We start from the raw sequence: 22,117 nt of genomic DNA, 5'->3' as shown, positions 1-22,117 counted from the left end.
AGAACGCGTGCGGTAGTGACAGCGGGCTGTGCCACCCCTCATGATGGGCGGGTCATGACGACTTCGACCGTTGTGTCCCGCGTGCGCCGTTCCGGCAGTGTGCCGTCCACGGTGCGGGTCGCGGCTGCCCGGGCGGGCGTGTTCTCGGTGGCGGGCACGGTACTCGCAGTCGCCGGGCATCACGTGGTGTTCGACGTGTCGCCCTCGTGGGCTGCCCGCGGGATTCTGGCCGGGTTCCTCTTCGCCGTCGCCCTGCCCGGCGCGGCGCAACCGAGCAGTGCTGTCCGGCAGTTGGTGTTGGGGTTCGGGGCGCAGGGCCTTGGGGTCTGCTGGTTCACGGCGAACACCGCACCCGCGTACGAGCGGCTGTCTTCGGCGTGGCCCATGGTGCTCGCCCACGTCGCCATGACCGCACTGCTCGCCCATCTACTGCATGGCGCGCAGGATGGCCGTCTTGCGCTGTTTCGGGTGGTGGCGGCCGAACTGCGGTCGCTGTGCGCCTGGTTGTGGAGTCTGCTGTTCCCGCGCGTGGGCGCCGATGTCACTGTTGTTGAGCACGTGATCATGCCCGACCCGTCGGGCCCAGCACGCGCCTCCCCACGCGCAGTCGCGCTCGCGGACTGTCTCGTACGCCGAGGCCCCCCTTCCGGCGTACCGCTCGCTGCCTGAGGCCGTACGCGGCCGGGCTGGCGCCTGCACATCAGCGCACATACCAACGCTCACACTTCATTGGGTGGTCGCCGTGTCAACGGGGCTGCCGCAGGGGGGAATTCGTGTCCACGACGGTCGTCGTGATCGGGGCGGGCCCGTATGGCCTGTCCACCGCCGCGCATCTCAAGGCGCGCGGCCTGCACGTCAGGGTGTTTGGCTCGCCGATGGCGAGCTGGGCCGAGAACATGCCCGCGGGCATGCTACTCAAGTCGCCGCCGAGCGCGTCGATGCTGTCCGCGCCGGAGCGCGGGTTCACGCTGGACGACTACTGCCGGGGGATGGGGGAGACCCGGCTGACCGGGCACGACCAGGTGCCGGTCGAGATGTTCGTACGGTACGGACGGTGGTTCGCCGAGCAGTTGGTGCCCGAGGTCGAGAACGTCCGGGTCCTCGGCGTCGACCGGCAGGCCGACGGCTTCCACCTCAAACTCGCCTCCGGCGAGGAACTGCGGGCAAGTGCGGTGGTGGTGGCCAGTGGCATGGACGGCTTCGCCTACGTGCCCGAGCCACTGACCGGTCTGGTGCCCGAAGGGCTCGTCTCGCACAGCTCCGAGCACGCCGACCTCGTCTCCTTCACCGGACAGGACGTGGTCGTGGTCGGCGCCGGGCAGTCCGCCCAGGAGAGTGCGGCGCTGCTGCACGAGGCCGGGGCCCGGGTCCAACTGCTCGCCCGGACAGGCAACCTGGTGTTCGGTGGGGGGCCGACGCCTCCGCCGCACTGGCAGCCGGACACTCCGCTCGGCCGGTCGTGGGCGCTGTACGCGGTTGTCCACCAGGCGGCGGCCTTCCGCTTCCTGCCCGAGCGGACGCGGCTGCGGCTGGTGAAGAGGGTGCTGGGGCCGTTCGGCTCCTGGTGGCTCAAGCCCCGGCTCGACGGCGTCGTACCGGTACGGCTGGGCGAGCACATCACCGGCGCGCGGCGGGACGGCGACCGCGTCACCCTCACCACGCGGGACGGCGCCGGGCGTACGCAGACGATCGAGACCGGACACGTCCTGGCCGCCACCGGCTACCGGGTCCGGCTGGACGCGCTCGACTTCGTCGACCCCGAGGTGCGGGCCGAACTGGCGCGCACGGCCGGGTCCCCCCGTCTCGACGCCGGCCTGCAGTCGTCCGTGCCCGGTCTGTACTTCACCGGGATCCAGGCGGCGGCGACCTTCGGTCCGCTGCTGCGCTTCACCTGCGGGACGGAGTTCGCGGCGCCGCGACTGGCGACCGCCCTGGCGGCGCGTAGCTGAGGGGAGGGGACGGGGCGGGGCTGCGTCCGGGCGCCGCCCTGCATCCTCCGACGAGTCGCTGATGTGACGCACCGTGTTTGATCGAATACGGTGTGCAGGTGATCGGGCTGCGGAGCGGGGCGAGGAAGGGCGGGCGGTCGGGCCGGGTCGGCCTGTTGCTCGGTCTCGTCGTGCTGATCGCCACCCATCTCGCGGGGGCCGTCCACGGTGCCTCCTTCGGCGGGCCGCACATGAGCATCGTGGCCACCGCCTGCCCTCATCGGGACGCCGATTCACATGGCGGAACGATGGCGCCGTCCCCCGGGCACGAGCACAGGACGGACGGTCACATCGACCACGCGGCGGATCGGCCGCGTGCCGCCGCCGACGACGCGGCTGCCGACCCCGACCGCGACGCGCTCTCTCCGATCCCCTCCGAAACTCCTGGTTCCGTAGCAGGACAGGTTGCCTGGCGTCGCCCGCCCGGTGTTTCCCGCGCGCCGGACGGCTCCTCCACCCTCGCGTTCCACTGCGTCTGGCGGCAGTAGGCGCTGCCCGCGCACCCCCGGCACAGATCCACGGCCGGGGGCGTGCCCGCGCCCATCCCCACCTGCACCGCACCTCGCCGACACGAGCGGGGCGCGAAGGAGCCGTACCCCCATGAACCTCCCCCTGCTTGAATCGTTGGACCCGCTCGGGGCACACGCCCCAATCCCCGTGATCGCCCGCCGCCCCGCTCAGCTCGTGGGCAACACCCCGGTCCTGTGGATCGACGAACCCTTCGCCCCGGCCGGCCGCGGCTTCCACGCCAAGCTGGAAGGGGCCAACCCCGGCGGTATCAAGGACCGCCCGGGCCTGCACATGGTCCGCGAGGCCCGGCGCCGCGGGGACCTGGCACCGGGCGCGCCCGTCATCGAGTCGTCCAGCGGCACGCTCGGCCTCGGGCTCGCGTTGGCCGGCCTGACCTACGGGCACCCGGTCACCGTTGTCACCGATCCGGGCATGGAGCCGTCGATGGTCCGGCTGCTCACCGCCCTCGGCGCGCAGGTGGACCAGGTGATCGCCCCGCATCCCGAGGGCGGCTGGCAGGAAGCCCGCCGAGAGCGTGTCGCCGAACTGCTGACCCGCACTTCGGGCGCGTACTGCCCGGACCAGTACCACAACCCCGACAACGTCGCCGCCTACCGGTCCCTGGCCGCCGAGCTCGCTGCCCAACTCGGCCGCGTCGACGTCCTGGTGGCCGCGGTCGGCACCGGAGGTCACTCGGCCGGTACCGCCTCCGTCCTGCGCGAGTCCTTCCCCGATCTGACGCTGATCGGTGTGGACGCGGTCGGCTCGACCATCTTCGGGCAGCCCGCCGGGCCACGGCTGATGCGGGGCCTGGGCTCCAGCATCCATCCGGCGAACGTGGACTACGCGGCCTTCGCCGAGGTCCATTGGGTGGCTCCGGCCGAGGCGGTGTGGGCGTGCCGCCGGCTGGCCCGCCGTCACTACGCGTCCGGGGGCTGGAGCGTCGGTGCGGTCGCGCTCGTCGCAGGCTGGGCCGCTCGTACCTTCCCCGCCGGAACCCGGATCGCCGCGATCTTCCCCGACGGGCCGCACCGCTACCTGGAGACCGTCTACAACGACGCCTGGTGCGCCGAACAGCAACTCCTCGGCCAGGAGCCGCCGTCGGAACCGGACGAGATCGCGGAACCCGACGAGTGCGTCGTCACCGGCTGGACGAGATGCAGCAGGGTGCGCGACCCGCTGGGACGCACGACGGCTGCCGGTCGCGCCGAGGCGGGCGTGCGATGAGCGGCCTGCGGGCCCAGCTGGCCTCCTTCGACCGCCCGGCGCGGCTGCTGATGGTGAACCAGTTCGCCATCAACCTCGGCTTCTACATGCTCATGCCCTACCTCGCCGACCACCTCGCCCACGGCCTCGGCTTCGCGGCCTGGACGGTCGGGCTGGTCCTCGGCGTACGCAACCTCTCCCAGCAGGGCATGTTCCTCATCGGCGGCACCCTCGCCGACCGCTACGGCTGCAAGCCGATGATCCTCACCGGTTGCGCTCTGCGGACGGTCGCCTTCGCGCTGCTCGCGGTGGCGAGCAGCCTGCCCGTGCTGATCGTCGCCTCGGCGTTGACGGGGCTGGCGGGGGCGCTGTTCAACCCGGCGGTGCGCGCGTACCTGGCCGCTGACGCGGGTGAGGAGCGCCGCGTCGAGGCGTTCGCCGCCTTCAACGTCTTCTACCAGGCGGGCATCCTCGTCGGCCCGCTCGCCGGACTCGCCCTGCTGGCCTGGGACTTCGGTGCGGTGTGCGCGGTCTCGGCGCTCATCTTCGGAACGCTGGCCCTGCTCCAGGCGCGCGCACTGCCCGCGCGCCCGCCGGCCGGCCGGGGCGCCGAGCCCGCCTGGCGGTCGGTGGCCGCCGACTGGCGCACCATCGCGGCCAACCGCCCCTTCCTCCTCTTCGCCGCCGCGATGACCGGCTCCTATGTCCTGGCCTTCCAGGTCTATCTCGCGCTGCCGCTCCGGGCCCGTGAACTCTTCGGCGACCGGACCGGGCTGGTGACCGGCGCGATCTTCGCGATCTCGGCGCTGGCCGCGCTGTCGGGGCAGCTGAAGCTGACGGTGTGGGCGAAGCGGAACCTGTCCGGGCCGAGGGCCATTGCCTACGGCTTGGCGGTGATGGGGGTGGCGTTCCTCCCGTTGCTGCCCGGACCGTACGAGGGCGCCGTAGGCGTGGCGGAAGGTGTGCTCGCGCTTGCCCTGTGCGCGGCGCTGCTGGCCTGGGGCGGCGCGCTGCTCTATCCGTTCGAGATGGACACCGTGGTCCGTCTCTCCGGCGACCGGCTGGTGGCGACGTACTACGGCGCCTACAACACCGCCTCCGGCATCGCGATCTCGCTGGGGAACCTCGCCGTGGGGGCGCTCTTCGACACGGGTGTGCCCTGGCTGCCGTGGGCGGCTCTGGCCGCTACCGGGTTCTTGTGCGCGGGGCTGGTGGGTCGGCTGCACCGCTCCGGGTATCTGGCGCCGAGACCGGTGCCGGTACCGGTGTGAGGTGACGCACCGCTCGGTTCATCACGCCCCGGCCACGGCGGCAGTGGCTGGGGCGTCGTCGCGCAGTCCCAGGCGCAGGTGTTCCACGTGATACAGGGCCTGTTCCAGCAGTTCGGCCACGTGGTTGTCGTAGAGCGCGTAGATGACCGAGCGGCCCCGGCGTTCGCCGGTGACCAGGCCGAGGTTGCGCAGTAGGCGCAACTGGTGGGAGCAGGCGGACTGTTCCATGCCGACGGCGTCGGCGAGTTCGGTCGCCGCGCACGGCCCCTCCTGGAGCCGCGCGAGGATCCGCAGCCGGGAAGGAGTGGCCAGGGCCTGGAGGGTGGCGGCCACATCGGCGGCGCCCACGGTTTCGAGGCGTTCGCGCGCGGTGGCGGTGGTCTCGGTGTCAGCTCCAGCTCCATGGCCCATGGCGTTCATCCTACGGAGATGCACACATGAACGCATGAAGGGGTCTTCATGTGATCCTGTACGGTGAAGGACGTGGCGTCGGGAGTCCCGGCTGCCGCCATCCCGTCATACCCCCGTGAAGGACTTCCGTGCCGATGACCTCCACCCTTGCTCCGCCCTTGGCCGACCCGGCCGCGCTCCCGCGCGAAGGCGGTGCGCCCCGGCACCGTACCCGCGTCTTCGCACTGCCCGAGGCGCGCTGGGCGGCAGCGGCCACCGTCCTGTTCCTGGTTGCGCTGCCGCTGCAGCTGACCGGCGCCCCGGCGTGGGCGTGGGGTCCGCTGTACGCGCTGTCGTACGCGACCGGAGGCTGGGAGCCGGGCTGGGCCGGCCTGCGGGCACTGAAGGAGAAGACCCTCGACGTCGATCTCCTGATGATCGTCGCGGCGCTCGGGGCGGCGGCGATCGGGCAAGTCATGGACGGGGCGCTGCTGATCGTCATCTTCGCCACCTCGGGCGCGCTGGAGGCGCTGGCCACGGCCCGGACCGCCGACTCGGTGCGCGGCCTGCTCGACCTGGCACCGGCCACGGCGACCCGCCTCGGCACCGACGGCGGTGAAGCAGCCGTCTCCGTCGAGGAACTGGCCGTTGGCGACACGATCCTCGTACGGCCCGGCGAGCGCATCGGCGCCGACGGGCGGGTGCTCGACGGGGCGAGCGACGTCGACCAGGCGACCATCACCGGTGAGCCGCTGCCTGTGGCCAAGGAGAAGGATGACGAGGTCTTCGCCGGCACCCTCAACGGCACCGGCGCCCTGCGCGTGCGGGTCGAGCGTGACGCCTCCGACTCGGTAATCGCCCGGATCGTACGGATGGTGGAGGAGGCGTCCGAGACCAAGGCGCCCACCCAGCTGTTCATTGAAAAGGTCGAGCAGCGTTACTCGCTGGGCATGGTGGCGGCGGCCCTGGCCGTGTTCCTCGTCCCGATCGCCTTCGGGGCGAACCTGACCGACGCGCTGCTGCGGGCCATGACGTTCATGATCGTGGCCTCGCCGTGCGCGGTCGTGCTGGCGACGATGCCGCCGCTGCTGTCGGCGATCGCCAACGCCGGGCGACACGGTGTGCTGGTCAAGTCGGCGGTGGTCATGGAGCGGCTGGGGCAGGTCGACGCGGTGGCGCTCGACAAGACCGGCACGCTGACCGAGGGCACTCCGCGCGTCGCCGACGTCCGGTCGCTCGCCGGATCCGAAGCCGACGAGAGGGAGGTCCTGGCGTTCGCTGCGGCCGCCGAGCACCCGAGCGAGCATCCGCTGGCGCGGGCCGTCGTGGATGCGGCGCGTGAGCGCGGGCTTGCCCTGCCGGTGGCTGAGGACTTCGACTCCACGCCCGGCGTCGGGGTCACCGCCACCGTCGACGGGCGTGTGGTCGCGGTCGGAGCCCCGGCCCGGCTGCTCGACGGGGCGGCGGACGCCGATTCCGCCCGCGCGGCGGTTCTCGCGGGAGAGCTGGAGGACGGCGGGCGGACCGCGGTGCTGGTCACCGTGGACGGTACGCCGGTAGGCGTGCTCGGTATCGCCGACCGGCTGCGCCCCGATGCCGACGCGACCGTGTCGTCGCTGACGTCCCTCACCGGGACCGCGCCGCTTCTGCTGACCGGCGACAACCCGCGCGCCGCCGCCCGCCTCGCCGCCGAGGTCGGCATCGAGGACGTACGGGCCGGGCTGCTGCCGCAGGACAAGGTGAGTGTCGTCAGAGAGCTGGAGGGCGAGGGGCGCAAGGTGATGGTCGTCGGGGACGGCGTCAACGACGCCCCGGCACTGGCCGCCGCACACACCGGCGTCGCCATGGGCCGTGCGGGGTCAGACCTCGCCCTGGAGACCGCCGACGCGGTGATCGTCCGCGACGAACTCGCCACCGTCCCCGCCGTCATCGCCCTCTCTCGCCGGGCACGCAAGCTCGTCACCCAGAACCTCGTCATCGCCGGCGTGTTCATCGCCGCCCTGGCCGTCTGGGACCTGGCCGGCACCCTGCCACTGCCGCTCGGTGTCGCCGGGCACGAGGGCTCCACCGTCATCGTCGGCCTCAACGGACTGCGGCTGCTGCGCGAAGCGGCCTGGAAGCGTGGCGCCCAGTGAGCCGGCGCAAGGCACAGGCTGCCGCCCAGGCGGCGCCCCGGTGCACGGTCACCGTATGCCGGGGCAGCTGCTGCGGCACGGCCAAGGTCCCCGGAGTCGACCACGCCGCCCAACTCGCCACGCTGAAAGCCGAGCTGGGGTCCGTCGCCCAGATCCGAGGGGTGAACTGCCTCGACGCCTGCGAGCAGGCCAACGTCATCGTCGTCCAGCCTTCCCCGGCCGGACGGGCTGCGGGCGGGCGGCCGGTCTGGCTCGGACTGGTCAACACCCCGGACGCGACCGGCGACATCGTCGCCTGGGTGCGGGCCGGAGGGCCGGGGCTGGCCGAGCCGCCGGAGGTCCTCGACCTGTACGAGTTCGGGCCGTCCCGGCGGGTGCAGCGGGGCATCGGGGACTGACCCGTCAGCGGTGGGCGTGCTGCCCGTCACTGACCTGTCAGCGGTGGGCGTGCAACCCGTCGAGGAGCGGGTCGTGGCTGTGCCGCCAGCCGTTCGCGACCCGTGTGGCCCCGATGACGTGGGGGTGTGTCGCCTCGAGACCGGTGTGGTCGTGCTCGACGGCCGCCGGTTCCCGAGACGGCCACAGACGCACCGCGGCCAGGCCCGCAGCGAGGGCAATCACCCCGAGCGCGAGCACGGCCGCCTGGAGTCCCGCCGCCGCGCCGAGCCACCCGGCCAGCGGATACGTCAGCAGCCAGCAGCTGTGGGAGAGGGAGAACTGTGCGGCGAACGCCGACGTCCGGCCCTCGGCCGGGGCCGAGCGGCGGATCAGCCGCCCGGTCGGCGTGAGCACCATCGAGCACGCGGCACCGAAGGCGGCCCACACCGCGAGCAGCGCGGGCCAGCGCCAACTTCCGCTCCCGGCCGCCGTGATGACGCCGAGCCCGGCGAAGATCACGGTGAGCAGCAGGGCGCCGCGCAGCATCACCGAGCGGTCCGAGGCGCGGTCGAGGACGCGCGGCAGGAGCAGTGCGACGATCATCGAGCCGGCGCCGTACGCGCCGAGCGCGAGTGGCACATCAGCCGCGCTGCGGCCGAGCTGGTCGCGGACGTACACCACGCTGTTGACCGTGACCATCGCGCTCGCGGCGGCCACCGCGAGGTTGAGCGCGAGCAGGGCCCGCAGTTGCGGGGTGGCGAAGAAGAGGCGGGTGCCCGCCGTGGCCTTGGCGTAGGCGCTGCCCGTGCGCGGCGCGGGGGAGGCTACCGGCTTCGGCAGGACGGCGGAGACCACCAGCGTCGCCGAGGCGAAGAAGCCACACACCGTGCCCAGGAACAGCCAGTTGTACGTGATGAGCGACAGCAGGGCGGCGGCAAGGGCCGGGCTGAACAGGCTCTCCAGGTCGTACGCGAGCCGGGACAGCGACAGCGCCTGGGTGTAGTCGCGCTCGGCGGGCAGTACGTCCGGGATGACGGCCTGGAAGGTCGGCGTGAACGCGGCCGACGCGGCCTGGAGCAGGAAGATCAGGACGTACACCTGCCAGACCTGGTCCACGAACGGCAGCATCAGTGCGACCCCCGCCCGGGTCAGGTCCGCGCAGACCATCAGTGTGCGGCGCGGGAGCCGGTCCGCGATCGCGCCGATGGCGGGGGCGATCGCCACGTACGCCACCATCTTGATCGCCAGCGCGGTGCCGAGCACCGATCCGGCGTCGGCGCCCGCGATGTCGTACGCGAGCAGGCCGAGGGCGACCGTCGCCAGGCCGGTGCCGACCAGGGCGATGACCTGGGCGGTGAAGAGGTGGCGGTAGGTGCGGTTGCGCAGGACGGAGAGCATGCGGGGTCCCTCGGCCGGTCGGGGAAAGAGCTCGGCAGATCTCCACTGTACCTTCGTGTGCGCACCTGTGCACATGTTGACTTCAAGGTTGGGCTGTATCTGCCCCGCTGGGCTCTACGCTGTGTTCATGCCTGCTCGCGAGCCCCTTCCACCTGCATCTGATGCGCACCTGCGTGCTCCCGACAGCGCGCGCCTCGCGGAGGCGACCGAGGTGTTCGCGCTGCTGTCCGACGTGACGCGGCTGCATCTGCTGTGGCTGCTCGCGCAGGAGGAGTCGGACGTCGGTTCACTGGCCGATCGGTGCGAGGCGTCGCGGACGGCGGTCAGTCAGCATCTGGCGAAGTTGCGGCTCGCGGGGCTGGTGGACACCCGGCGCGAGGGGCGGCACGTCCATTACAGCCTCCGGGACGGGCATCTGCGCCGGCTGGTGATGGAGGCCCTCAGCCATGCGGACCACCGGGTGAGCGGCAAGGCTCCGCACGACTGACGGGGCCGCGGCCTGGCGGATGGTGAACGAGTGGGTCCCCTCACCCCGTGGAGTGAGGGGACCCGAACTGCTACTGCTGGGCGCCGGACCGGCGGCGTACGAGATAGACGCCCGCGCCCGCAATGACGGCTACGGCCGCGCCGATGCCGATCCAGGCGCCGGTCGACAGGCCGCCGTCGTCGTCCTTCGCCGCCTCGGCCACGGGGGTGGACGAGGGCTCGGGCTCCTCGGCCGCGGGCGAAGCGGACTCCGACGCCGTGTCGCTCGGGGTCGGGCTCGCGGACTTCGCACCGGCCGCGGCGGCCTTCAGCTTGAGCACCGGGGCGGGCTGCTCGCTGCCCTCGTCGAGCTCGATCCAGCGGTCGGTGCGGCCGTCGCTGTAGGTCTGCAGCGTCTTGAAGGCCAGCTCCTCGGCGTCCGGCAGCTGCTTCACGACGACCGAGTACTCGGCGTTCACTCCGGCCTTCACCGCCGGGCCCTTGACGGTGTAGCCGTCTTCGTTCGCGGTGAACTTCCAGCCCTTGGGGCCTTCGCCGTACGTCACGTCGGCGGGTGCGATGCCCTCGGGCAGGACGACGCGGATCTGAGTGATCCCGGCGGTGTCGGACTCCGACTCGGCGTCGAAGGAGATCTCGACGTTCTCGGCGAGGGCCTGGGCCTGCTCGGACTCGACCTCCACGTGGGCGGCGGCCGGACCGGCGGTGAGGAGGACGGCGGTGGCGGTCGCGGCAGTGGCGATCGTCAGGCGCCGGACGGTGGCACGGGTCTTGCTGAGGTGGAACATGCATGTCTCCAGGCGTGGTGGAACGCGGAGCGGCGAAGGCGCCGCTCCGGCAGGGTCAGTTGGCGAGAACGAACCCCGCCGGCGGAGGACCCCGCCGTACCACCACGTGCGCGAGTACCGCCCCCTCGGGCGGCGGACGTTCCGTCCATTCGAGGGCGAGCGTCGGCAGCTCGCCCTCCGCCTGGGTCGGGCGGTCGCTCAGCAGCGCCCAGACCGTGGCGAGCCGCGCCTGAACACCGTCCGCCACCGCAGTCAGACCGCGCGCCAGCGACCAGCACGCCGCGTCCGCGCGGTGCAACAGCACGGCGACGAGCACGGCCGCGACGGCGTGGACGGCGGTCATCGCGAGTGAACCGTGCAGCCGCTCGTGCCAGGCACCGTGGGTATCCATGGTGTGGTGGCCATGCATGGGCATAGGCATGGCCATGGTCGGCGCGGCGTGCGCGTGTGCGGTCGACAGCCACAGATGCAGGCCCACCTGCGCGCCGGCGCTCGTCGCCATCACCGCGCCCAGCGTGCGCGGACGCCGGGCACCGGCGAGCCCGATACCGAAGAGGACAGCAGCAGCCCAGGCGCTCTGCCGCCACGGCGCCGAACCCTCGGCGATCAGATGATGGGCGCTCACGCCCAGCACCGTCCCGACGGCGGCGAACACCGCGGCCCGCAGAACGGGCAGTGGCGCACGGTGCGTCGACGTACGGAGCATGGTCATGGCCTGACCATCATCGGGCATGGCCCCGCGCGGCCGGAGGCGGGTTCCGGAAAGAGGCCGCTCGCCCGTATTTCCGTGTTCCCCGCACTTCCTTGTGGTTGATCACGTCACCAGAGCGCGGTGACCCCGGCCGTGGCCAGACCGAGCGCGGCACAGAGACCGAGGGTGCGCGGGACGCTCCACTTGAGCCTGAAGATCACGACGAGGGCGGCGAGCGTGATGGCCAGGGCGGTGGGCCGCACGGTGGCAAGGTCGGGGAGCTGGAGGTGCAGCGGGCCCCACGAGGCGTCGTGGACCGCCGTGAACAGGGTGTGGAGCGCGAAGTAGAGGGCGAGGTTGGCGATGACGCCGACGACGGCAGCGGTGATACCGGTCAGGGCGGCGGAGACGGAGCGGTTGCCACGCAGGCGCTCGATGTAGGGGGCGCCGAGGAAGATGAACAGGAAGCACGGCACGAAGGTCACCCAGGTGGTGAGCAGCGCACCGAGCAGGGCGGCGGCCCACGGGTTGAGAGTGCCGGGGTCGCGGTAGGCGCCGAGGAACGCGACGAACTGCACGACCATGATCAGTGGCCCGGGCGTGGTCTCGGCCAGGGCGAGCCCGCGGACCATCTCGCCCGCGCCGAGCCAGCCGTAGTGCTGTACGGCCTGCTGGGCGACGTAGGCGAGGACGGCGTACGCGCCGCCGAAGGTGACCAGCGCGGTGCCGGAGAAGAACACGCCCTGGGTGGTGAAGACGCTGCCGGTGCCGGTGAGGACGGCGACGGCGGCCAGGGGCGCGGCCCACAGCAGCAGGCCGATGAGCAGGATGCGCAACGCCCGGCGGCGGCTGGGGCGTTCGGCGTGAAGGGCGTCGTCGGGGATGAGTGGTGGCGGGCCGTCGTCGGTGGTGTGCGCGGCGGGCGGGCGCAGGGTGTGCGGGGCGAGGCGTGCGAGCAGCCACCCGACGAGTGCCGCGCCGGCGATCACCAGGGGGAAGGGGACGGCGAACAGTGCCAGGGCCGCGAAGGAGGCGACCGCGAGGGCGATCAGGGCGGGGTGGGTCAGCGAGCGGCGGCCAACCCGCCACACCGCCTGGGCGACGATGGCGACCACGGCCGAGGCGAGCCCGGCGAACAGCCCGGTGACGGCGGCGGTCGTGCCGAAGGCGACGTACAGGCCGGACAGGGCCAGCAGCGCGAGTATGCCCGGCAGCACGAACAGTGAGCCCGCGGCCAGGCCGCCCCGCGTTCCGTTGAGCAACCAGCCGATGTAGATGGCCAGTTGCTGGGCCTCGGGGCCCGGTAGCAGCATGCAGTAGCTCAGTGCGTGGTTGAACCGCTGCTGTCCGATCCAGCGTTTCTCCTCCACCAGGGCGCGCTGCATGACCGCGATCTGTCCGGCCGGTCCGCCGAAGGTCTGCAGGGATATCGCGAACCAGGTACGGACCGCCGTACGCAGCGGTACGACATCGCGGACGGGGGCGGCGGACTCCGCCATGGCCTCGCCGACGTCGGCGCTCATGCGGGGTCCCGTCCGATCAGCGTGGCACGCCGGTGGTACTCGTACAGGCCGTCGAAGAGCGGTCCGGTCAGCTCCAGGATCCGCTCGTCGTCGCAGATCATCGACAGCCCGCGCAACACGACGTCGACCCCCGGCGCTTCGGGGGCGTCGTAGCGTTCGTCGTCGAGGTCGGCCTCGTGGACGATCTCGGCGAGCTTCCACAGCACCGGGTCGGTGAGGTCGTAGCGGCGCAGGATCGTCTCGAAGGAGCAGTCCCCGCCGTGGTGGCCGAGGTCAACGCCGCGCATGTCGAACGGTGTCGCGTCGGCGGGGACTTGGGCGGGGTCGGAGACGAAGACGAACTCCGCCTCCTTGTCGACGTGCCGGCTGATCAGCCAGGCACAGGCGGCCCGGTCGATGTGGATCCCGGCGCGGGTCGCCCACTTCATGCGTTCTCCTCCTGGTGGTGCACGGTCTTCGGCGGTACGCCGTCGGTGGCGTCGTCCGGTTCGTCGGCGAGCGCGCGTACGGCGGCGTGCGCCCGGTCGCGTTCGGGCGGCGGGAAGAAGTCGCGGCGGCCGACGCGCCGCAGTTCCGCACGCAGTTTGCGTACGACGGCCGCGGTGCTGGCGCCGCCTGCCGCCTGGGCGGCCTGGTCGATCACGGCCTGGTACTCGGCGGCGCGCGCCTCGGCCATGCCGGTGGCCAGCTCCCGCTCCTGGGCGAGCGTCGCGGGCCGGGCGAGCCAGATCGACGCGGTGCCGCCCGCCTCGATCGCCTCGTCCGCGATCCACTCCAGTTGCTCGCGGGTGCGTGCGTCGGCGGGCAGGGCGACCAGCCCGTCGGAGATCTGGGCGACACCCAGCCGCTTCAGCTTGCGCCAGACCGCGATGCGGGGTGTGGACGGTTCGCGGGGCACCCGGTAGGAGAGCAGGACCCACTCGCCCGGCCCACGGTTCATCGGCGCTCCCCACGGTCCGCTCGGTAGTTGATGCAACCATGGTTACATGCAATCGCGGTTACATCAACGTGGGAGGGATGGTGATCCACGCGACCGCGCCTCCGTCGGGGTGGTTGGCGGCGCCGTAGTCGCCGCTGCAGGAGCGGGCGATGGCTGCGGTGATGGCCAGGCCGAGCCCGGTGCCGGTGGTGGCGCGGGCGAGGTCGGCCTGGGTGAAGCGGTCGAAGGCGTGCGGCAGGAAGTCGGGCGGGAAGCCGGGGCCGTGGTCGCGGACCTCGATGCGGATCTGGCGGTCGTGGGCGCGGGCGGTGACCGCGATGGGGCCCTGGCCGTGTTGCTGGGCGTTGTGGATCAGGTTCGTCACGGCGCGTGCCAGGCGGTCCTCGGGGAGCGCGGCGGTCAGGCCGTCGGGACAGTCGACGGTGACTGGTCGGTCGGTCGCGCCGTTGCGCAGGCGTGCGGCCACGTGGTGGAGGACCGGCCCGACGTCAGGCACCGCTGACCCGGCCGGGGCGGCGGGGTCCTCGTGGTGGTCGGTGCGGGCGAGCAGCAGCAGGTCCTCGGTGAGCTGGATCAGCCGTACGGTCTCCTCAAGGGCGGAGACCAGGGCGGCGTGCAGTTCGGTGGCGTCGCGGGGGTGGCGCAGGGCGAGTTCGATCTCGGTGCGCAGCAGGCTGAGCGGGGTGCGCAGCTCGTGGCCCGCGTCGGCGACGAAGAGCCGTTCGCGGTCCAGGGCGGCCTGCAGCCGGGCCAGCATGTCGTTGAGGGTGGCGGCGAGGCGGGCGATCTCGTCGCGGCTGGGCGGCACTTCGAGGCGGCGGCCGGGGTCGGTGACGGAGGCGGCCTGGGTGCGCATGCGTTCGACCGGCCGCAGGGCGGCGGCGGCCAGCAGGTAGGCGCCGACGGTCGCCAGCACGAACACGATGGGCAGCGCGGTGACCAGTTCGCGCAACAGGTCGTCCAGGGCTTCCTGTTGGGCTTCGCGGCCGACGCCGGTGGCCGTGCCGTACTCGGTCTGCGCCTCGCGGAAGCGGCTGAGGGTGACGTAGCCGGCCCCGGCCAGGACGAGGGCCATCACCAGGGCGAAGATCGCGGTGAGGCGGATGCGCAGCGGGATGCGGTTCATGGCGTACGGGTGTTGGTGTGGGCGTCGGTACTGGTGGCGGTGCGTCCGCCGTCGCGCCGCAGCCGGTAGCCGGCGCCGCGCACGGTCTCGACGGCGTGCGTGCCGTAGGGGCGGTCGATCTTGCCGCGGAGGGCCTTGATGTGGGCGTCGACCACGTTGGAGCCGGGGCTGGTGCCCAGGTCCCAGCAGTGTTCCACCAGCATCGCGCGGGTCAGCACGGTGCCGGGGCGGCGCAGCAGTGCCTCCAGCAGTGCGTACTCCTTGGCGGTCAGGGTGAGCTCCTCGGTGCCGCGGCGTATGGTGCGGGTGGCCGGGTCCAGGCTCAGGTCACCGGCGGTGAGGACCGCGGGGCGTTCGACGGGGCCGCGGCGGATCAGGGCCCGCAGTCTGGCGAGCAGTTCCTCCAGGCTGAACGGCTTGGTGAGGTAGTCGTCCGCCCCGCCGTCCAGGCCCTGCACACGGTCGGCGACCGCGTCCCGCGCCGTCAGCATCAGGACCGGTAGCCAATTGCCCTGCCGCCGAAGGGCGGCGCAGACCTCGAAGCCGTCCTGGCCGGGCAGCATCACGTCCAGCACCATCGCGTCGAACGCCGCGACGCCGGTCAGGGCGAGCGCCTGCGGCCCGTCGGGTGCGGCATCGACGGCGTACCCCTCCTCGGACAGGGCCCGGCGCAGCAGACCCCGCATCTTGGGCTCGTCCTCGACCACCAGGATCCGCATCGCGCCTTCCTCGTCCGTGACTCGTGCCGCTCAGCCGTGTGTGCACTTCACGGTGAGTGTCCTTGATGAAGGAGGGATGAAGCCGGGCCCGCTCGGTGTGTCCTGGCGCGCCGGGGCGTGTCTTCACGTCAACTTCATGGATGGCGGCTTCGCTGATCCCCACGGGCACCTTCGACACCTGACAACGATCCCGACGAGGAGCAGTCATGTCACCCCGTTCGCCCCGATCGCGTATGAAACCGGTCGCAGGGACAGTGGCCACGCTTCTCCTGGTGGCCGGTTCCGGCCTGCTGGCAGGCTGCGGCAGCCAGACGAGAAACGACGCTGCAGGCGGCACGAATGTGGTCGCGGCCCAGGCATCGGCCCGGCACGGCCACCTTGAGCAGCCCGAGCAGACCACCGAGGCGGACTGGAAACCGGTCGCCGACACCCTCGGCCGCACCGGCACTCTGATGAACGGCACCGTCTACCGCGTTCCGCTGCCCCGCAAGGACCTCACCGTCACCACCCAGGGCGTGACCGTGAAGCCGGGCCTCTCCCTCGGCGGATACGCGGCCTTCGCCCAGTACCGGCACGAGACCATGCTCATGGGCGACCTGGTCGTCACCGAGGACGAACTGCCGAAGGTCACCGACGCGTTGCAGGCCGCCGGGATCGAGCAGACCGCGCTGCACAAGCACTTGCTCCAGCAGTCCCCGGCGATCTGGTGGACCCACGTCCACGCCATGGGGGACCCGGCCACGCTCGCCATGGGTCTGAAGTCCGCGCTGGACGCCACCGCCATCCCGCCCGCCTCGCCGCCCCCGGCCACCCAGCCGCCCATCGCCCTGGACACCGCCGGCATCGACCAGGCGCTCGGCCGCAAGGGCACCGCGGATGGAGGCATCTACAAGTTCTCCATCGCCCGCGCGCACACCGTCGACGACGGCGAACACGTCCTGCCGCCCGCGCTCGGCATCACCACCGCCGTCAACTTCCAGCCGCTCGGTGCGGGCAAGGCCGCCATCAACGGCGACTTCGTCATGACCGCCTCCGAGGTACAGAAGGTCATCCAGGCACTGCGAAGGGGCGGCATCGACATCGTCGAGCTCCACAACCACTCCCTGAGCGACCGCCCCCGCCTGTTCTACCTGCACTTCTGGGCCACCGGCGACGGCGTCACGCTGGCCAAGGCGCTGCGCCCTGCCCTGGATGCGACCGGACTGGTTTCTGCGTCATGATCGGCTGGGCTCAGATCGGCTACGGCGCGGTGCTGTCGGCGGTGTTCGCCGCCGGCCTCATCGTCGTCGCCCGGGGCCGCACCCGTGCGGTGGTGATGACCGGTGCGCTCGCCGCGGCAGTCGGGCCCCTCGCCTGGAACGCCGTCCTGCGGGCCGCGCACGGAGATCAGTTCTTCACCGACGCGCCCGTGATCGTCTTTCCGGTCAGCTGGCAGGACACCGGCTCGGGTGTCTTCACGCTCGCCGCCGCGGCCCTCGGCTACGGGCTCGGTCCGCTGGCAGCGCAGCCCACCCGCACCAGCATCCGCTATGCGCTCCTTGCCGCCGGTGCGGCCCTGCTGGTCGATGTCTACCTGTACTGAACGGCCTGGTTGCCTCGCCGTTGCTCGCCACCCACGGGCAGCGGCGGGCCGCTCTCGCCGCTTCACCGCCGACTCCGGGAAAGCCCGCATATGAACCGTCGTCTCAGCCCCCGCGCCCTGCTGGCCCTCGCCGCCGGTCTGGTCCTCGCCCTCGCCGCCGCCGTGGCCGGCGTGCTGCTCACCCGTGGCACCGACCAACCGCCCAAGGTGGCGCTTCCGCTTCGTCCCGTGACCCAGGTCGCCCTGCCGGGCAACGGCTCCCGCTTCGACTACGCCAGCCTTGACCCCGGCCGTGGCCTGCTGTTCATCGCCCACCTCGGCGCGAGCCAGGTCATCGAGGTCGACGTCCGCGCGAACCGCGTCGTACGCGTCATCGACGGCCTGCCCGGCGTCCACGGCGTCCTGGTCGTCCCCGCCCGCAACCGGGTGTACGTCACGGCCACCGACAGCAACACGGTCGCCGCCATCGACGAGACCACTGGCACCGTCCTGCATCGCAGCCCCACCGGCGACTACCCCGACGGACTGGCCTACGACCCCGTGCACGGCACGGTGTGGACCACCAACGAGTCCGGCGGCTCGGAGACCGTCGTCGACGCCGACACCGGAGCGGTCCGCGGCACCGTCCCCCTCGGCGGCGACGCGGGCAACGTCGCCTACGACCCCACCACCCGGCAGATGCTCGTCGCCGTACAGAGCCGCGACGAACTTGCCGTCATCGACCCAGGCACCCTCCGCATCACCCGCCGCGTCCCCCTGCCCGGCTGCGACCACGACCACGGCCTCACCCTCGCCCCCGCCGACCGGCTGGCCTTCGTCGCCTGCGACGGCAACGCCCGCCTGCTCACCGTCGACCTGACCACCTGGCACATCATCAGCACCGACCAGGTCGGCCAGGACCCCGACGTCCTCGCCTACGACCCCGCCGCCCGCCACCTCTATGTCGCCGCCGAATCCGGCTGGGTCACCACCGCCGACATCCGTGACCGGCACCTGAACGTCACCGGCCGCGCCCATCTCGCCGACGGCGCCCACGTCGTCGCCGTCGACTCCACCACCCACCGCAGCTACTACCCCGTCCCGAACGGCTCCGGAGGACACCCCGCCCTCCTCGTCTACCGGCCCGGTCCGTGACTCCGCGCCTCACCTGATCCAGCACGGCAGTGCAACCATGGTTGCACCAATCGCTCGTCGGTGGAGGTGGCACGGGTGGAGACAAGCGCGTTCGCCCTGGAACAGGTCACGGTCCGGCGCGGCGACGCGGCCCTGCTCAACGAGATCACCTGCCGCATCCCCGCATCGGCCTGCACCGCGCTCGTCGGACCGAGCGGCGCCGGCAAGACCACCCTCCTGCGCCTGCTCAACAGGCTCGAAGAACCCACGACCGGAAGCGTCGCCTTCCAGGACCGCCCCCTGCCCGACTGGAACGTCCTCACCCTGCGCCGCCACGTCACCCTCGTCGGCCAGCAGCCCGTCCTGCTCACCGACACCGTCCTGGACGACCTGCGCGTCGGCCGCCCCGACCTTGACCGGCCCGAAGCGGCAGCCCTGCTCGACCGGGCCCACCTGCCCACCGCGTACCTCGACCGCGCCACCACGAACCTCTCCGGCGGCGAGACCCAACGCGTCTGCCTGGCACGGGCCCTCGCCGTCAGCCCCCAGGTGCTGCTGCTGGACGAACCCACCTCCGCCCTCGACGCGGTCGGCACCGCGGCCGTCGAAGGCGTCGTACGAGAACTGGTCGCCGACGGCCTGGCCGTGGTCCTGGTCAGCCACAACACCGCCCAGGCCCGCCGCGTGTCCGACCACGTCCTCGTCCTCGACCACGGCTGTCTCGTCGAACAGGGCGAAGCCCACCACGTCGACTACCTCAAGGAGCACGCGTGAACCCCGCCGTCCCCACCTGGGCGGGGGTCGCCGCCTCCGCCGTCCTGGTCGCGCTCACCGTCGCCGCGGCCTGGCACGGACGCCTGCGCCTGGCCCGCGACATCACCCTCGCCGCCGTCCGCGCCGCACTCCAACTCGCCGCCGTCGGCGCGCTCCTGCTCCTGGTCTTCCACCACACCGGACTCGCCGGAGCCATCGGCTGGCTCGCCCTCATGGTGCTCATCGCCGGACGGGTCGCCGCCCGCCGCACCCCAGCCCTGCCTAGAGCCCTGCCCACCGCGACCGTCGCGATCACCATCGGCACGGCCGCGACCATGGGCACCCTGCTCGCCCTCGGCGTGATCGCCACCCAGGCCCGCGTCGTCATCCCCGTCGGCGGCATGGTCGTCTCCGGCGCCATGCAGGCCACCGCCCTCGCCCTCACCCGCCTCTACGACGAGGTCCGCACCGCCCGCCCCGCCATCGAGGCCCGCCTCAGCCTCGGCCTCGCCGCCACCGACGCCTTCGCCCCACACCAGCGCACCATCGTGCGCACCGCCCTCATCCCCGCCCTCGACTCCACCAAGACCGTCGGCATCATCAGCCTCCCCGGCGCCATGACCGGCCTCATCCTCGCCGGAGTCGACCCCCTCACCGCCATCCGCTACCAGATCGTCGTGATGTACATGCTGCTCGCCGCCGCCGCACTCGCCGCCCTCACGGCCGTACGCCTCGCCGAACGTGCCCTGTTCGACGACGCCCACCGCCTGCGCCCACTCGCCGGACAGCCGTCACCCCACTGACTCCCACACCTCGGCCGTACTCCCGCACCGGATGAAAACACCGCATTCGCACCGCCGTTCGCCCGCGGCGCGCCATGATGGACCGGACATGTCGGCCCACCTAGACCTCGACCGCACCGCGGGCCATACCGCCGCCCGCGCGATCGGGCTTGCCCTGGCGGCCGTGATCCTGGCTGCCGGCCTGCACCACACGACGACGGACTCGTCCCTGTCCTGGCCGGCCCTCGCGATAGCCGCGGCGGTGCTGGCAGCCTGCGCCTATCCCGTGCTGCGCACCGGGGCGAGCCGCAGGAACACGCTCGTCCTGGGCGCCGCACAGGCGCTGTTACCCGCCTGGCTGGAGATCACGGACACCGAGATCCCGGCGCCGGCGCTCGACGACCACCTGAGACTGCCGGCCGCCTGGCACCACAACCCGTTCGCGATGGCGGCGTTGAACTTCCTCGCGGCACTCGCCCTGGTCTACGTCTTCCGCAGCGCCTCCGGCCTGCCCGCCCGACTGTCGTACGCCGTCGCCGCCACCGCACGCCGCGCCTGGGACCGCCTGCTGCACGTCATCGGGCTGGTCCTGCGTCTGACCGGCACATTGCTTCCCCGGCCGCCGCGCCCACCGCTGCCCGCCGTGGCCCTGCCACGGCCACGCGCGCTCACTGTGCTGCTGTACCGCGTACAGCCCTGCGCCCCGTAACCCCGCGGCACTCCGCCGACCCACGTCATCCCGCACGCCAGTGACCTCGGCGTGCTCCGATCGACACCGGAGTGTCTGCTGTGTCCGCATATCCGATCACGAAGTGCTGGGCGGCTCAGGGCTGCCCGGCAACCGCCCCGGACAGGGTTCCGCGAGCCGACCCGAGCCGCGAATCCGACCACTATGTCCCACCCGCCGACGACGGTGGACTCATCGGCTTCCTGACGTCCACCCAGATGGTTCTCGCCTTTGTCGTCGGGCTGATCACCGTGTTCCTGTTGGTGTCGCTGCTCTGGGCGGAGCGCCGCGGGAAGACGGTGAAGGAGGGGGAACACGAGGAGAGCGGGTAGTCCGGCCACCGTCTGCGCATCTGGGTTTCCCGTCTCCCGTGCATGCTCCGCAGACAGCCCTGACTACGCAGCGCGGCCAATCAACGCCTGCTGCTCCAGGGTCCGAGACCCCTGCGCCGCCCTCCGTCCGAAGCCCGCGCCGCCGCCTCGACTGGCTGGACAACTTACGCATCGCGCTGACCGTGCTGGTTGTCGTCCATCACGCAGCCCAGGCGTACGGGCCCCCGATTGGTGGTACGTCGAGGGTCAGCCGCGAACTGGAGCCCTCGCCACACTCTCCGCGGTCGACGGCGCTTTCTTCATGAGCCTGTTCTTCTTCGTCTCGGCCGTCTTCGTGCCCGGCTCGTACGAGCGGCGCGGCGGATGGCCGTTCCTGAAGGGCCGGCTGGTCCGGCTCGGCATCCCGGTCATCGTCGGCGCGCTGACGATCGTGCCGGGTTTGATGTACGCGTACTACGTCCGCTTCCGCGGCTGTCCGCCGATCTCCTTCCCCCGCTACTTCACCGACGTGTACCTGGGGCTGGGGGACAAGCCCGCCGACTGGAGCGGCTCGTCCTGGCCGGACCTGCAGTTCGCGCATCTGTGGTTCATCCAGAACCTGCTCGCGTGCAGCGTGTTGTATGGGCTGTGCCGTCAGACGGGCAGGCTGCTGCGACCGCGCCACCGCCGAACCACCCCAACGGCGGCGGCCACCGCGCGCTGGTCCTGCTGACCGTCGGCATCGCCGCAGCCACCTTCCTCGTACGGCTGAGGTATCCGCTGGACCAGTGGATTCCGGTGCTGGACTTCCTCCAGGTGGAGCCGGCGCGGCTGCCGCAGTACGCGACGACCAGCGGGAAGCGCCGAAGAGTCGACCTGGCCTGTGCCATCGTGACGACCGACATAGACGCCAACTGGTTTGCGGCCTACGGCATCCAGCACACCAGCTTTCTGACCGAGCACGGCCTGCATCGCCTCACGGTATTCACTCTCATCGTCCTCGGCACAGCACCGATTCTCCGCAAGCGCCCCACCAGTTGAGACGACCCCTTATGGCGCTGAGCAGGGTTGTTGGTCCACGAGGGCGGAGCGGCCCGGCCGGTTCCTCGTCTACTAGTGGTACGTGCCGACCGCTCCGTCTTGCCTGCCGCGATGGCCTGAGGGTCGCGTAAGACGGAGAGATCCTAGACGGCGGGATCTCACTGCGTCGTCGACGATCCGGCAGTGTGGCGCCGAGCCATCGACTGCCGGTACGGAGCGCTCGTCAGCGGCTTCGGCGGTAGGGCTGACCAGGGTGAACTCC

Annotated in this window: 26 protein-coding genes; 17 read left to right on the top strand and 9 right to left on the bottom strand. The window is 72.0% G+C overall.

Annotation, left to right across the window (positions count from 1 at the left end):
* The first annotated feature begins 54 nt into the window (after nucleotides 1–54).
* From OIC96_RS08705 to OIC96_RS08685, 5 genes are all read left to right on the top strand, one after another.
* Entirely contained in the window at nucleotides 55–669 is a 615-nt protein-coding gene (locus OIC96_RS08705; RefSeq protein WP_330308431.1) for a hypothetical protein, read from the top strand.
* Between the two features lie 104 nt (nucleotides 670–773).
* Nucleotides 774–1,949, top strand: a complete 1,176-nt coding sequence (locus OIC96_RS08700; RefSeq protein WP_330308432.1) for an FAD-dependent oxidoreductase — start codon at nucleotides 774–776, stop codon at nucleotides 1,947–1,949.
* Nucleotides 1,950–2,047: 98 nt separating this feature from the next.
* Complete coding sequence (locus OIC96_RS08695; protein ID WP_330308433.1) at nucleotides 2,048–2,476, top strand: hypothetical protein; 429 nt, start codon at nucleotides 2,048–2,050, stop codon at nucleotides 2,474–2,476.
* 112 nt (nucleotides 2,477–2,588) lie between these two features.
* Nucleotides 2,589–3,725 carry a PLP-dependent cysteine synthase family protein gene (locus tag OIC96_RS08690; protein ID WP_330308434.1) on the top strand — a complete coding sequence of 379 codons (1,137 nt, stop codon included), beginning with the start codon at nucleotides 2,589–2,591 and terminating at the stop codon, nucleotides 3,723–3,725.
* Entirely contained in the window at nucleotides 3,722–4,975 is a 1,254-nt protein-coding gene (locus tag OIC96_RS08685) for an MDR family MFS transporter (RefSeq protein ID WP_330308435.1), read from the top strand. Before OIC96_RS08690 ends, OIC96_RS08685 begins: the two co-directional genes overlap by 4 nt.
* 21 nt (nucleotides 4,976–4,996) lie before the next feature.
* On the opposite strand, the gene OIC96_RS08680 is transcribed toward OIC96_RS08685, so the two are convergent.
* Nucleotides 4,997–5,386, bottom strand: a complete 390-nt coding sequence (locus tag OIC96_RS08680; RefSeq protein WP_330308436.1) for an ArsR/SmtB family transcription factor — start codon at nucleotides 5,384–5,386, stop codon at nucleotides 4,997–4,999.
* A 134-nt stretch (nucleotides 5,387–5,520) separates the two neighbouring features.
* Between OIC96_RS08680 and OIC96_RS08675 the strand changes: the two genes are divergently transcribed.
* Both OIC96_RS08675 and OIC96_RS08670 read left to right on the top strand, forming a co-directional pair.
* On the top strand, nucleotides 5,521–7,500 hold the full coding sequence (locus tag OIC96_RS08675) for a heavy metal translocating P-type ATPase (RefSeq protein WP_330308437.1): 1,980 nt from the start codon (nucleotides 5,521–5,523) through the stop codon (nucleotides 7,498–7,500).
* Complete coding sequence (locus OIC96_RS08670) at nucleotides 7,497–7,898, top strand: (2Fe-2S) ferredoxin domain-containing protein (RefSeq protein ID WP_330308438.1); 402 nt, start codon at nucleotides 7,497–7,499, stop codon at nucleotides 7,896–7,898. The genes OIC96_RS08675 and OIC96_RS08670 overlap by 4 nt, the downstream gene beginning before the upstream one ends.
* 37 nt (nucleotides 7,899–7,935) lie before the next feature.
* Here the strand turns inward: OIC96_RS08670 and OIC96_RS08665 are convergent, their stop codons facing one another.
* Nucleotides 7,936–9,276 (bottom strand): MFS transporter, encoded by a 1,341-nt coding sequence (locus OIC96_RS08665; RefSeq protein ID WP_330308439.1) that lies wholly within the window; start codon nucleotides 9,274–9,276, stop codon nucleotides 7,936–7,938.
* A 127-nt stretch (nucleotides 9,277–9,403) separates the two neighbouring features.
* Between OIC96_RS08665 and OIC96_RS08660 the strand changes: the two genes are divergently transcribed.
* Entirely contained in the window at nucleotides 9,404–9,763 is a 360-nt protein-coding gene (locus tag OIC96_RS08660) for an ArsR/SmtB family transcription factor (RefSeq protein WP_330308440.1), read from the top strand.
* 70 nt (nucleotides 9,764–9,833) lie between these two features.
* Here OIC96_RS08660 and OIC96_RS08655 read toward each other — a convergent pair whose 3' ends face one another.
* From OIC96_RS08655 to OIC96_RS08625, 7 genes are all read right to left on the bottom strand, one after another.
* Nucleotides 9,834–10,547 (bottom strand): DUF1775 domain-containing protein, encoded by a 714-nt coding sequence (locus OIC96_RS08655; RefSeq protein ID WP_330308441.1) that lies wholly within the window; start codon nucleotides 10,545–10,547, stop codon nucleotides 9,834–9,836.
* Nucleotides 10,548–10,602: 55 nt separating this feature from the next.
* Nucleotides 10,603–11,259: a hypothetical protein gene (locus tag OIC96_RS08650; protein ID WP_330308442.1), complete on the bottom strand. Its 657-nt coding sequence runs from the start codon at nucleotides 11,257–11,259 to the stop codon at nucleotides 10,603–10,605.
* Nucleotides 11,260–11,366: 107 nt separating this feature from the next.
* Nucleotides 11,367–12,761: a chromate efflux transporter gene (chrA, locus tag OIC96_RS08645; protein WP_330308443.1), complete on the bottom strand. Its 1,395-nt coding sequence runs from the start codon at nucleotides 12,759–12,761 to the stop codon at nucleotides 11,367–11,369.
* Nucleotides 12,758–13,189, bottom strand: coding sequence for a chromate resistance protein ChrB domain-containing protein (locus OIC96_RS08640; protein ID WP_330308444.1), 432 nt, complete (start codon nucleotides 13,187–13,189; stop codon nucleotides 12,758–12,760). The genes chrA and OIC96_RS08640 overlap by 4 nt, the downstream gene beginning before the upstream one ends.
* On the bottom strand, nucleotides 13,186–13,701 hold the full coding sequence (locus OIC96_RS08635; protein WP_330308445.1) for a Chromate resistance protein ChrB: 516 nt from the start codon (nucleotides 13,699–13,701) through the stop codon (nucleotides 13,186–13,188). Before OIC96_RS08635 ends, OIC96_RS08640 begins: the two co-directional genes overlap by 4 nt.
* A 58-nt stretch (nucleotides 13,702–13,759) precedes the next feature.
* Nucleotides 13,760–14,827 (bottom strand): sensor histidine kinase, encoded by a 1,068-nt coding sequence (locus tag OIC96_RS08630; protein WP_330308446.1) that lies wholly within the window; start codon nucleotides 14,825–14,827, stop codon nucleotides 13,760–13,762.
* Nucleotides 14,824–15,546: a response regulator transcription factor gene (locus tag OIC96_RS08625; protein WP_330308447.1), complete on the bottom strand. Its 723-nt coding sequence runs from the start codon at nucleotides 15,544–15,546 to the stop codon at nucleotides 14,824–14,826. The genes OIC96_RS08630 and OIC96_RS08625 overlap by 4 nt, the downstream gene beginning before the upstream one ends.
* Before the next feature lie 272 nt (nucleotides 15,547–15,818).
* On the opposite strand from OIC96_RS08625, the gene OIC96_RS08620 reads away from it, so the two are divergent.
* The 9 genes from OIC96_RS08620 to OIC96_RS08580 all read left to right on the top strand — a co-directional run bounded on the left by OIC96_RS08620 (nucleotide 15,819) and on the right by OIC96_RS08580 (nucleotide 21,855).
* A complete protein-coding gene (locus OIC96_RS08620; protein ID WP_330308448.1) occupies nucleotides 15,819–16,766 on the top strand; it encodes a DUF1259 domain-containing protein in 948 nt (315 codons plus the stop codon).
* Complete coding sequence (locus tag OIC96_RS08615; protein ID WP_330308449.1) at nucleotides 16,763–17,128, top strand: hypothetical protein; 366 nt, start codon at nucleotides 16,763–16,765, stop codon at nucleotides 17,126–17,128. Before OIC96_RS08620 ends, OIC96_RS08615 begins: the two co-directional genes overlap by 4 nt.
* Nucleotides 17,129–17,218: 90 nt before the next feature.
* Entirely contained in the window at nucleotides 17,219–18,262 is a 1,044-nt protein-coding gene (locus OIC96_RS08610; RefSeq protein ID WP_330308450.1) for a YncE family protein, read from the top strand.
* A 75-nt stretch (nucleotides 18,263–18,337) separates the two neighbouring features.
* The gene (locus OIC96_RS08605) at nucleotides 18,338–19,015 is read left to right on the top strand and encodes an ABC transporter ATP-binding protein (RefSeq protein WP_330308451.1); all 678 of its coding nucleotides are present in this window, start codon (nucleotides 18,338–18,340) and stop codon (nucleotides 19,013–19,015) included.
* A complete protein-coding gene (locus OIC96_RS08600) occupies nucleotides 19,012–19,797 on the top strand; it encodes an ABC transporter permease (RefSeq protein ID WP_330308452.1) in 786 nt (261 codons plus the stop codon). The genes OIC96_RS08605 and OIC96_RS08600 overlap by 4 nt, the downstream gene beginning before the upstream one ends.
* Nucleotides 19,798–19,885: 88 nt before the next feature.
* Nucleotides 19,886–20,485 (top strand): hypothetical protein, encoded by a 600-nt coding sequence (locus tag OIC96_RS08595; protein ID WP_330308453.1) that lies wholly within the window; start codon nucleotides 19,886–19,888, stop codon nucleotides 20,483–20,485.
* 80 nt (nucleotides 20,486–20,565) lie between these two features.
* A complete protein-coding gene (locus OIC96_RS08590; protein ID WP_330308454.1) occupies nucleotides 20,566–20,835 on the top strand; it encodes a hypothetical protein in 270 nt (89 codons plus the stop codon).
* Nucleotides 20,836–21,136: 301 nt separating this feature from the next.
* Nucleotides 21,137–21,547: an acyltransferase family protein gene (locus tag OIC96_RS08585; protein ID WP_330308455.1), complete on the top strand. Its 411-nt coding sequence runs from the start codon at nucleotides 21,137–21,139 to the stop codon at nucleotides 21,545–21,547.
* Nucleotides 21,442–21,855 carry a hypothetical protein gene (locus tag OIC96_RS08580; RefSeq protein ID WP_330308456.1) on the top strand — a complete coding sequence of 138 codons (414 nt, stop codon included), beginning with the start codon at nucleotides 21,442–21,444 and terminating at the stop codon, nucleotides 21,853–21,855. Before OIC96_RS08585 ends, OIC96_RS08580 begins: the two co-directional genes overlap by 106 nt.
* Nucleotides 21,856–22,117 lie beyond the last annotated feature (262 nt).

The sequence above is a fragment of the Streptomyces sp. NBC_00775 genome, assembly GCF_036347135.1.
Classification (GTDB): Bacteria; Actinomycetota; Actinomycetes; order Streptomycetales; family Streptomycetaceae; genus Streptomyces; species Streptomyces lutosisoli.
Note: the sequence above shows the minus strand (reverse complement) of the source record. Positions and strands in the feature narration are given on the sequence as shown.

Excerpts from the sequence above, each read along its gene's own strand:
- OIC96_RS08705 (WP_330308431.1), top strand. The coding sequence starts at position 55 with ATGACGACTTCGACCGTTGTGTCCCGCGTGCGCCGTTCCGGCAGTGTG.
- OIC96_RS08690 (WP_330308434.1), top strand. The coding sequence starts at position 2,589 with ATGAACCTCCCCCTGCTTGAATCGTTGGACCCGCTCGGGGCACACGCC.
- OIC96_RS08685 (WP_330308435.1), top strand. The coding sequence starts at position 3,722 with ATGAGCGGCCTGCGGGCCCAGCTGGCCTCCTTCGACCGCCCGGCGCGG.
- OIC96_RS08680 (WP_330308436.1), bottom strand. The coding sequence starts at position 5,386 with ATGGGCCATGGAGCTGGAGCTGACACCGAGACCACCGCCACCGCGCGC.
- OIC96_RS08675 (WP_330308437.1), top strand. The coding sequence starts at position 5,521 with ATGACCTCCACCCTTGCTCCGCCCTTGGCCGACCCGGCCGCGCTCCCG.
- OIC96_RS08665 (WP_330308439.1), bottom strand. The coding sequence starts at position 9,276 with ATGCTCTCCGTCCTGCGCAACCGCACCTACCGCCACCTCTTCACCGCC.
- OIC96_RS08660 (WP_330308440.1), top strand. The coding sequence starts at position 9,404 with ATGCCTGCTCGCGAGCCCCTTCCACCTGCATCTGATGCGCACCTGCGT.
- OIC96_RS08655 (WP_330308441.1), bottom strand. The coding sequence starts at position 10,547 with ATGTTCCACCTCAGCAAGACCCGTGCCACCGTCCGGCGCCTGACGATC.
- OIC96_RS08650 (WP_330308442.1), bottom strand. The coding sequence starts at position 11,259 with ATGACCATGCTCCGTACGTCGACGCACCGTGCGCCACTGCCCGTTCTG.
- chrA (WP_330308443.1), bottom strand. The coding sequence starts at position 12,761 with ATGAGCGCCGACGTCGGCGAGGCCATGGCGGAGTCCGCCGCCCCCGTC.
- OIC96_RS08640 (WP_330308444.1), bottom strand. The coding sequence starts at position 13,189 with ATGAAGTGGGCGACCCGCGCCGGGATCCACATCGACCGGGCCGCCTGT.
- OIC96_RS08635 (WP_330308445.1), bottom strand. The coding sequence starts at position 13,701 with ATGAACCGTGGGCCGGGCGAGTGGGTCCTGCTCTCCTACCGGGTGCCC.
- OIC96_RS08630 (WP_330308446.1), bottom strand. The coding sequence starts at position 14,827 with ATGAACCGCATCCCGCTGCGCATCCGCCTCACCGCGATCTTCGCCCTG.
- OIC96_RS08625 (WP_330308447.1), bottom strand. The coding sequence starts at position 15,546 with ATGCGGATCCTGGTGGTCGAGGACGAGCCCAAGATGCGGGGTCTGCTG.
- OIC96_RS08615 (WP_330308449.1), top strand. The coding sequence starts at position 16,763 with ATGATCGGCTGGGCTCAGATCGGCTACGGCGCGGTGCTGTCGGCGGTG.
- OIC96_RS08610 (WP_330308450.1), top strand. The coding sequence starts at position 17,219 with ATGAACCGTCGTCTCAGCCCCCGCGCCCTGCTGGCCCTCGCCGCCGGT.
- OIC96_RS08595 (WP_330308453.1), top strand. The coding sequence starts at position 19,886 with ATGTCGGCCCACCTAGACCTCGACCGCACCGCGGGCCATACCGCCGCC.
- OIC96_RS08585 (WP_330308455.1), top strand. The coding sequence starts at position 21,137 with ATGAGCCTGTTCTTCTTCGTCTCGGCCGTCTTCGTGCCCGGCTCGTAC.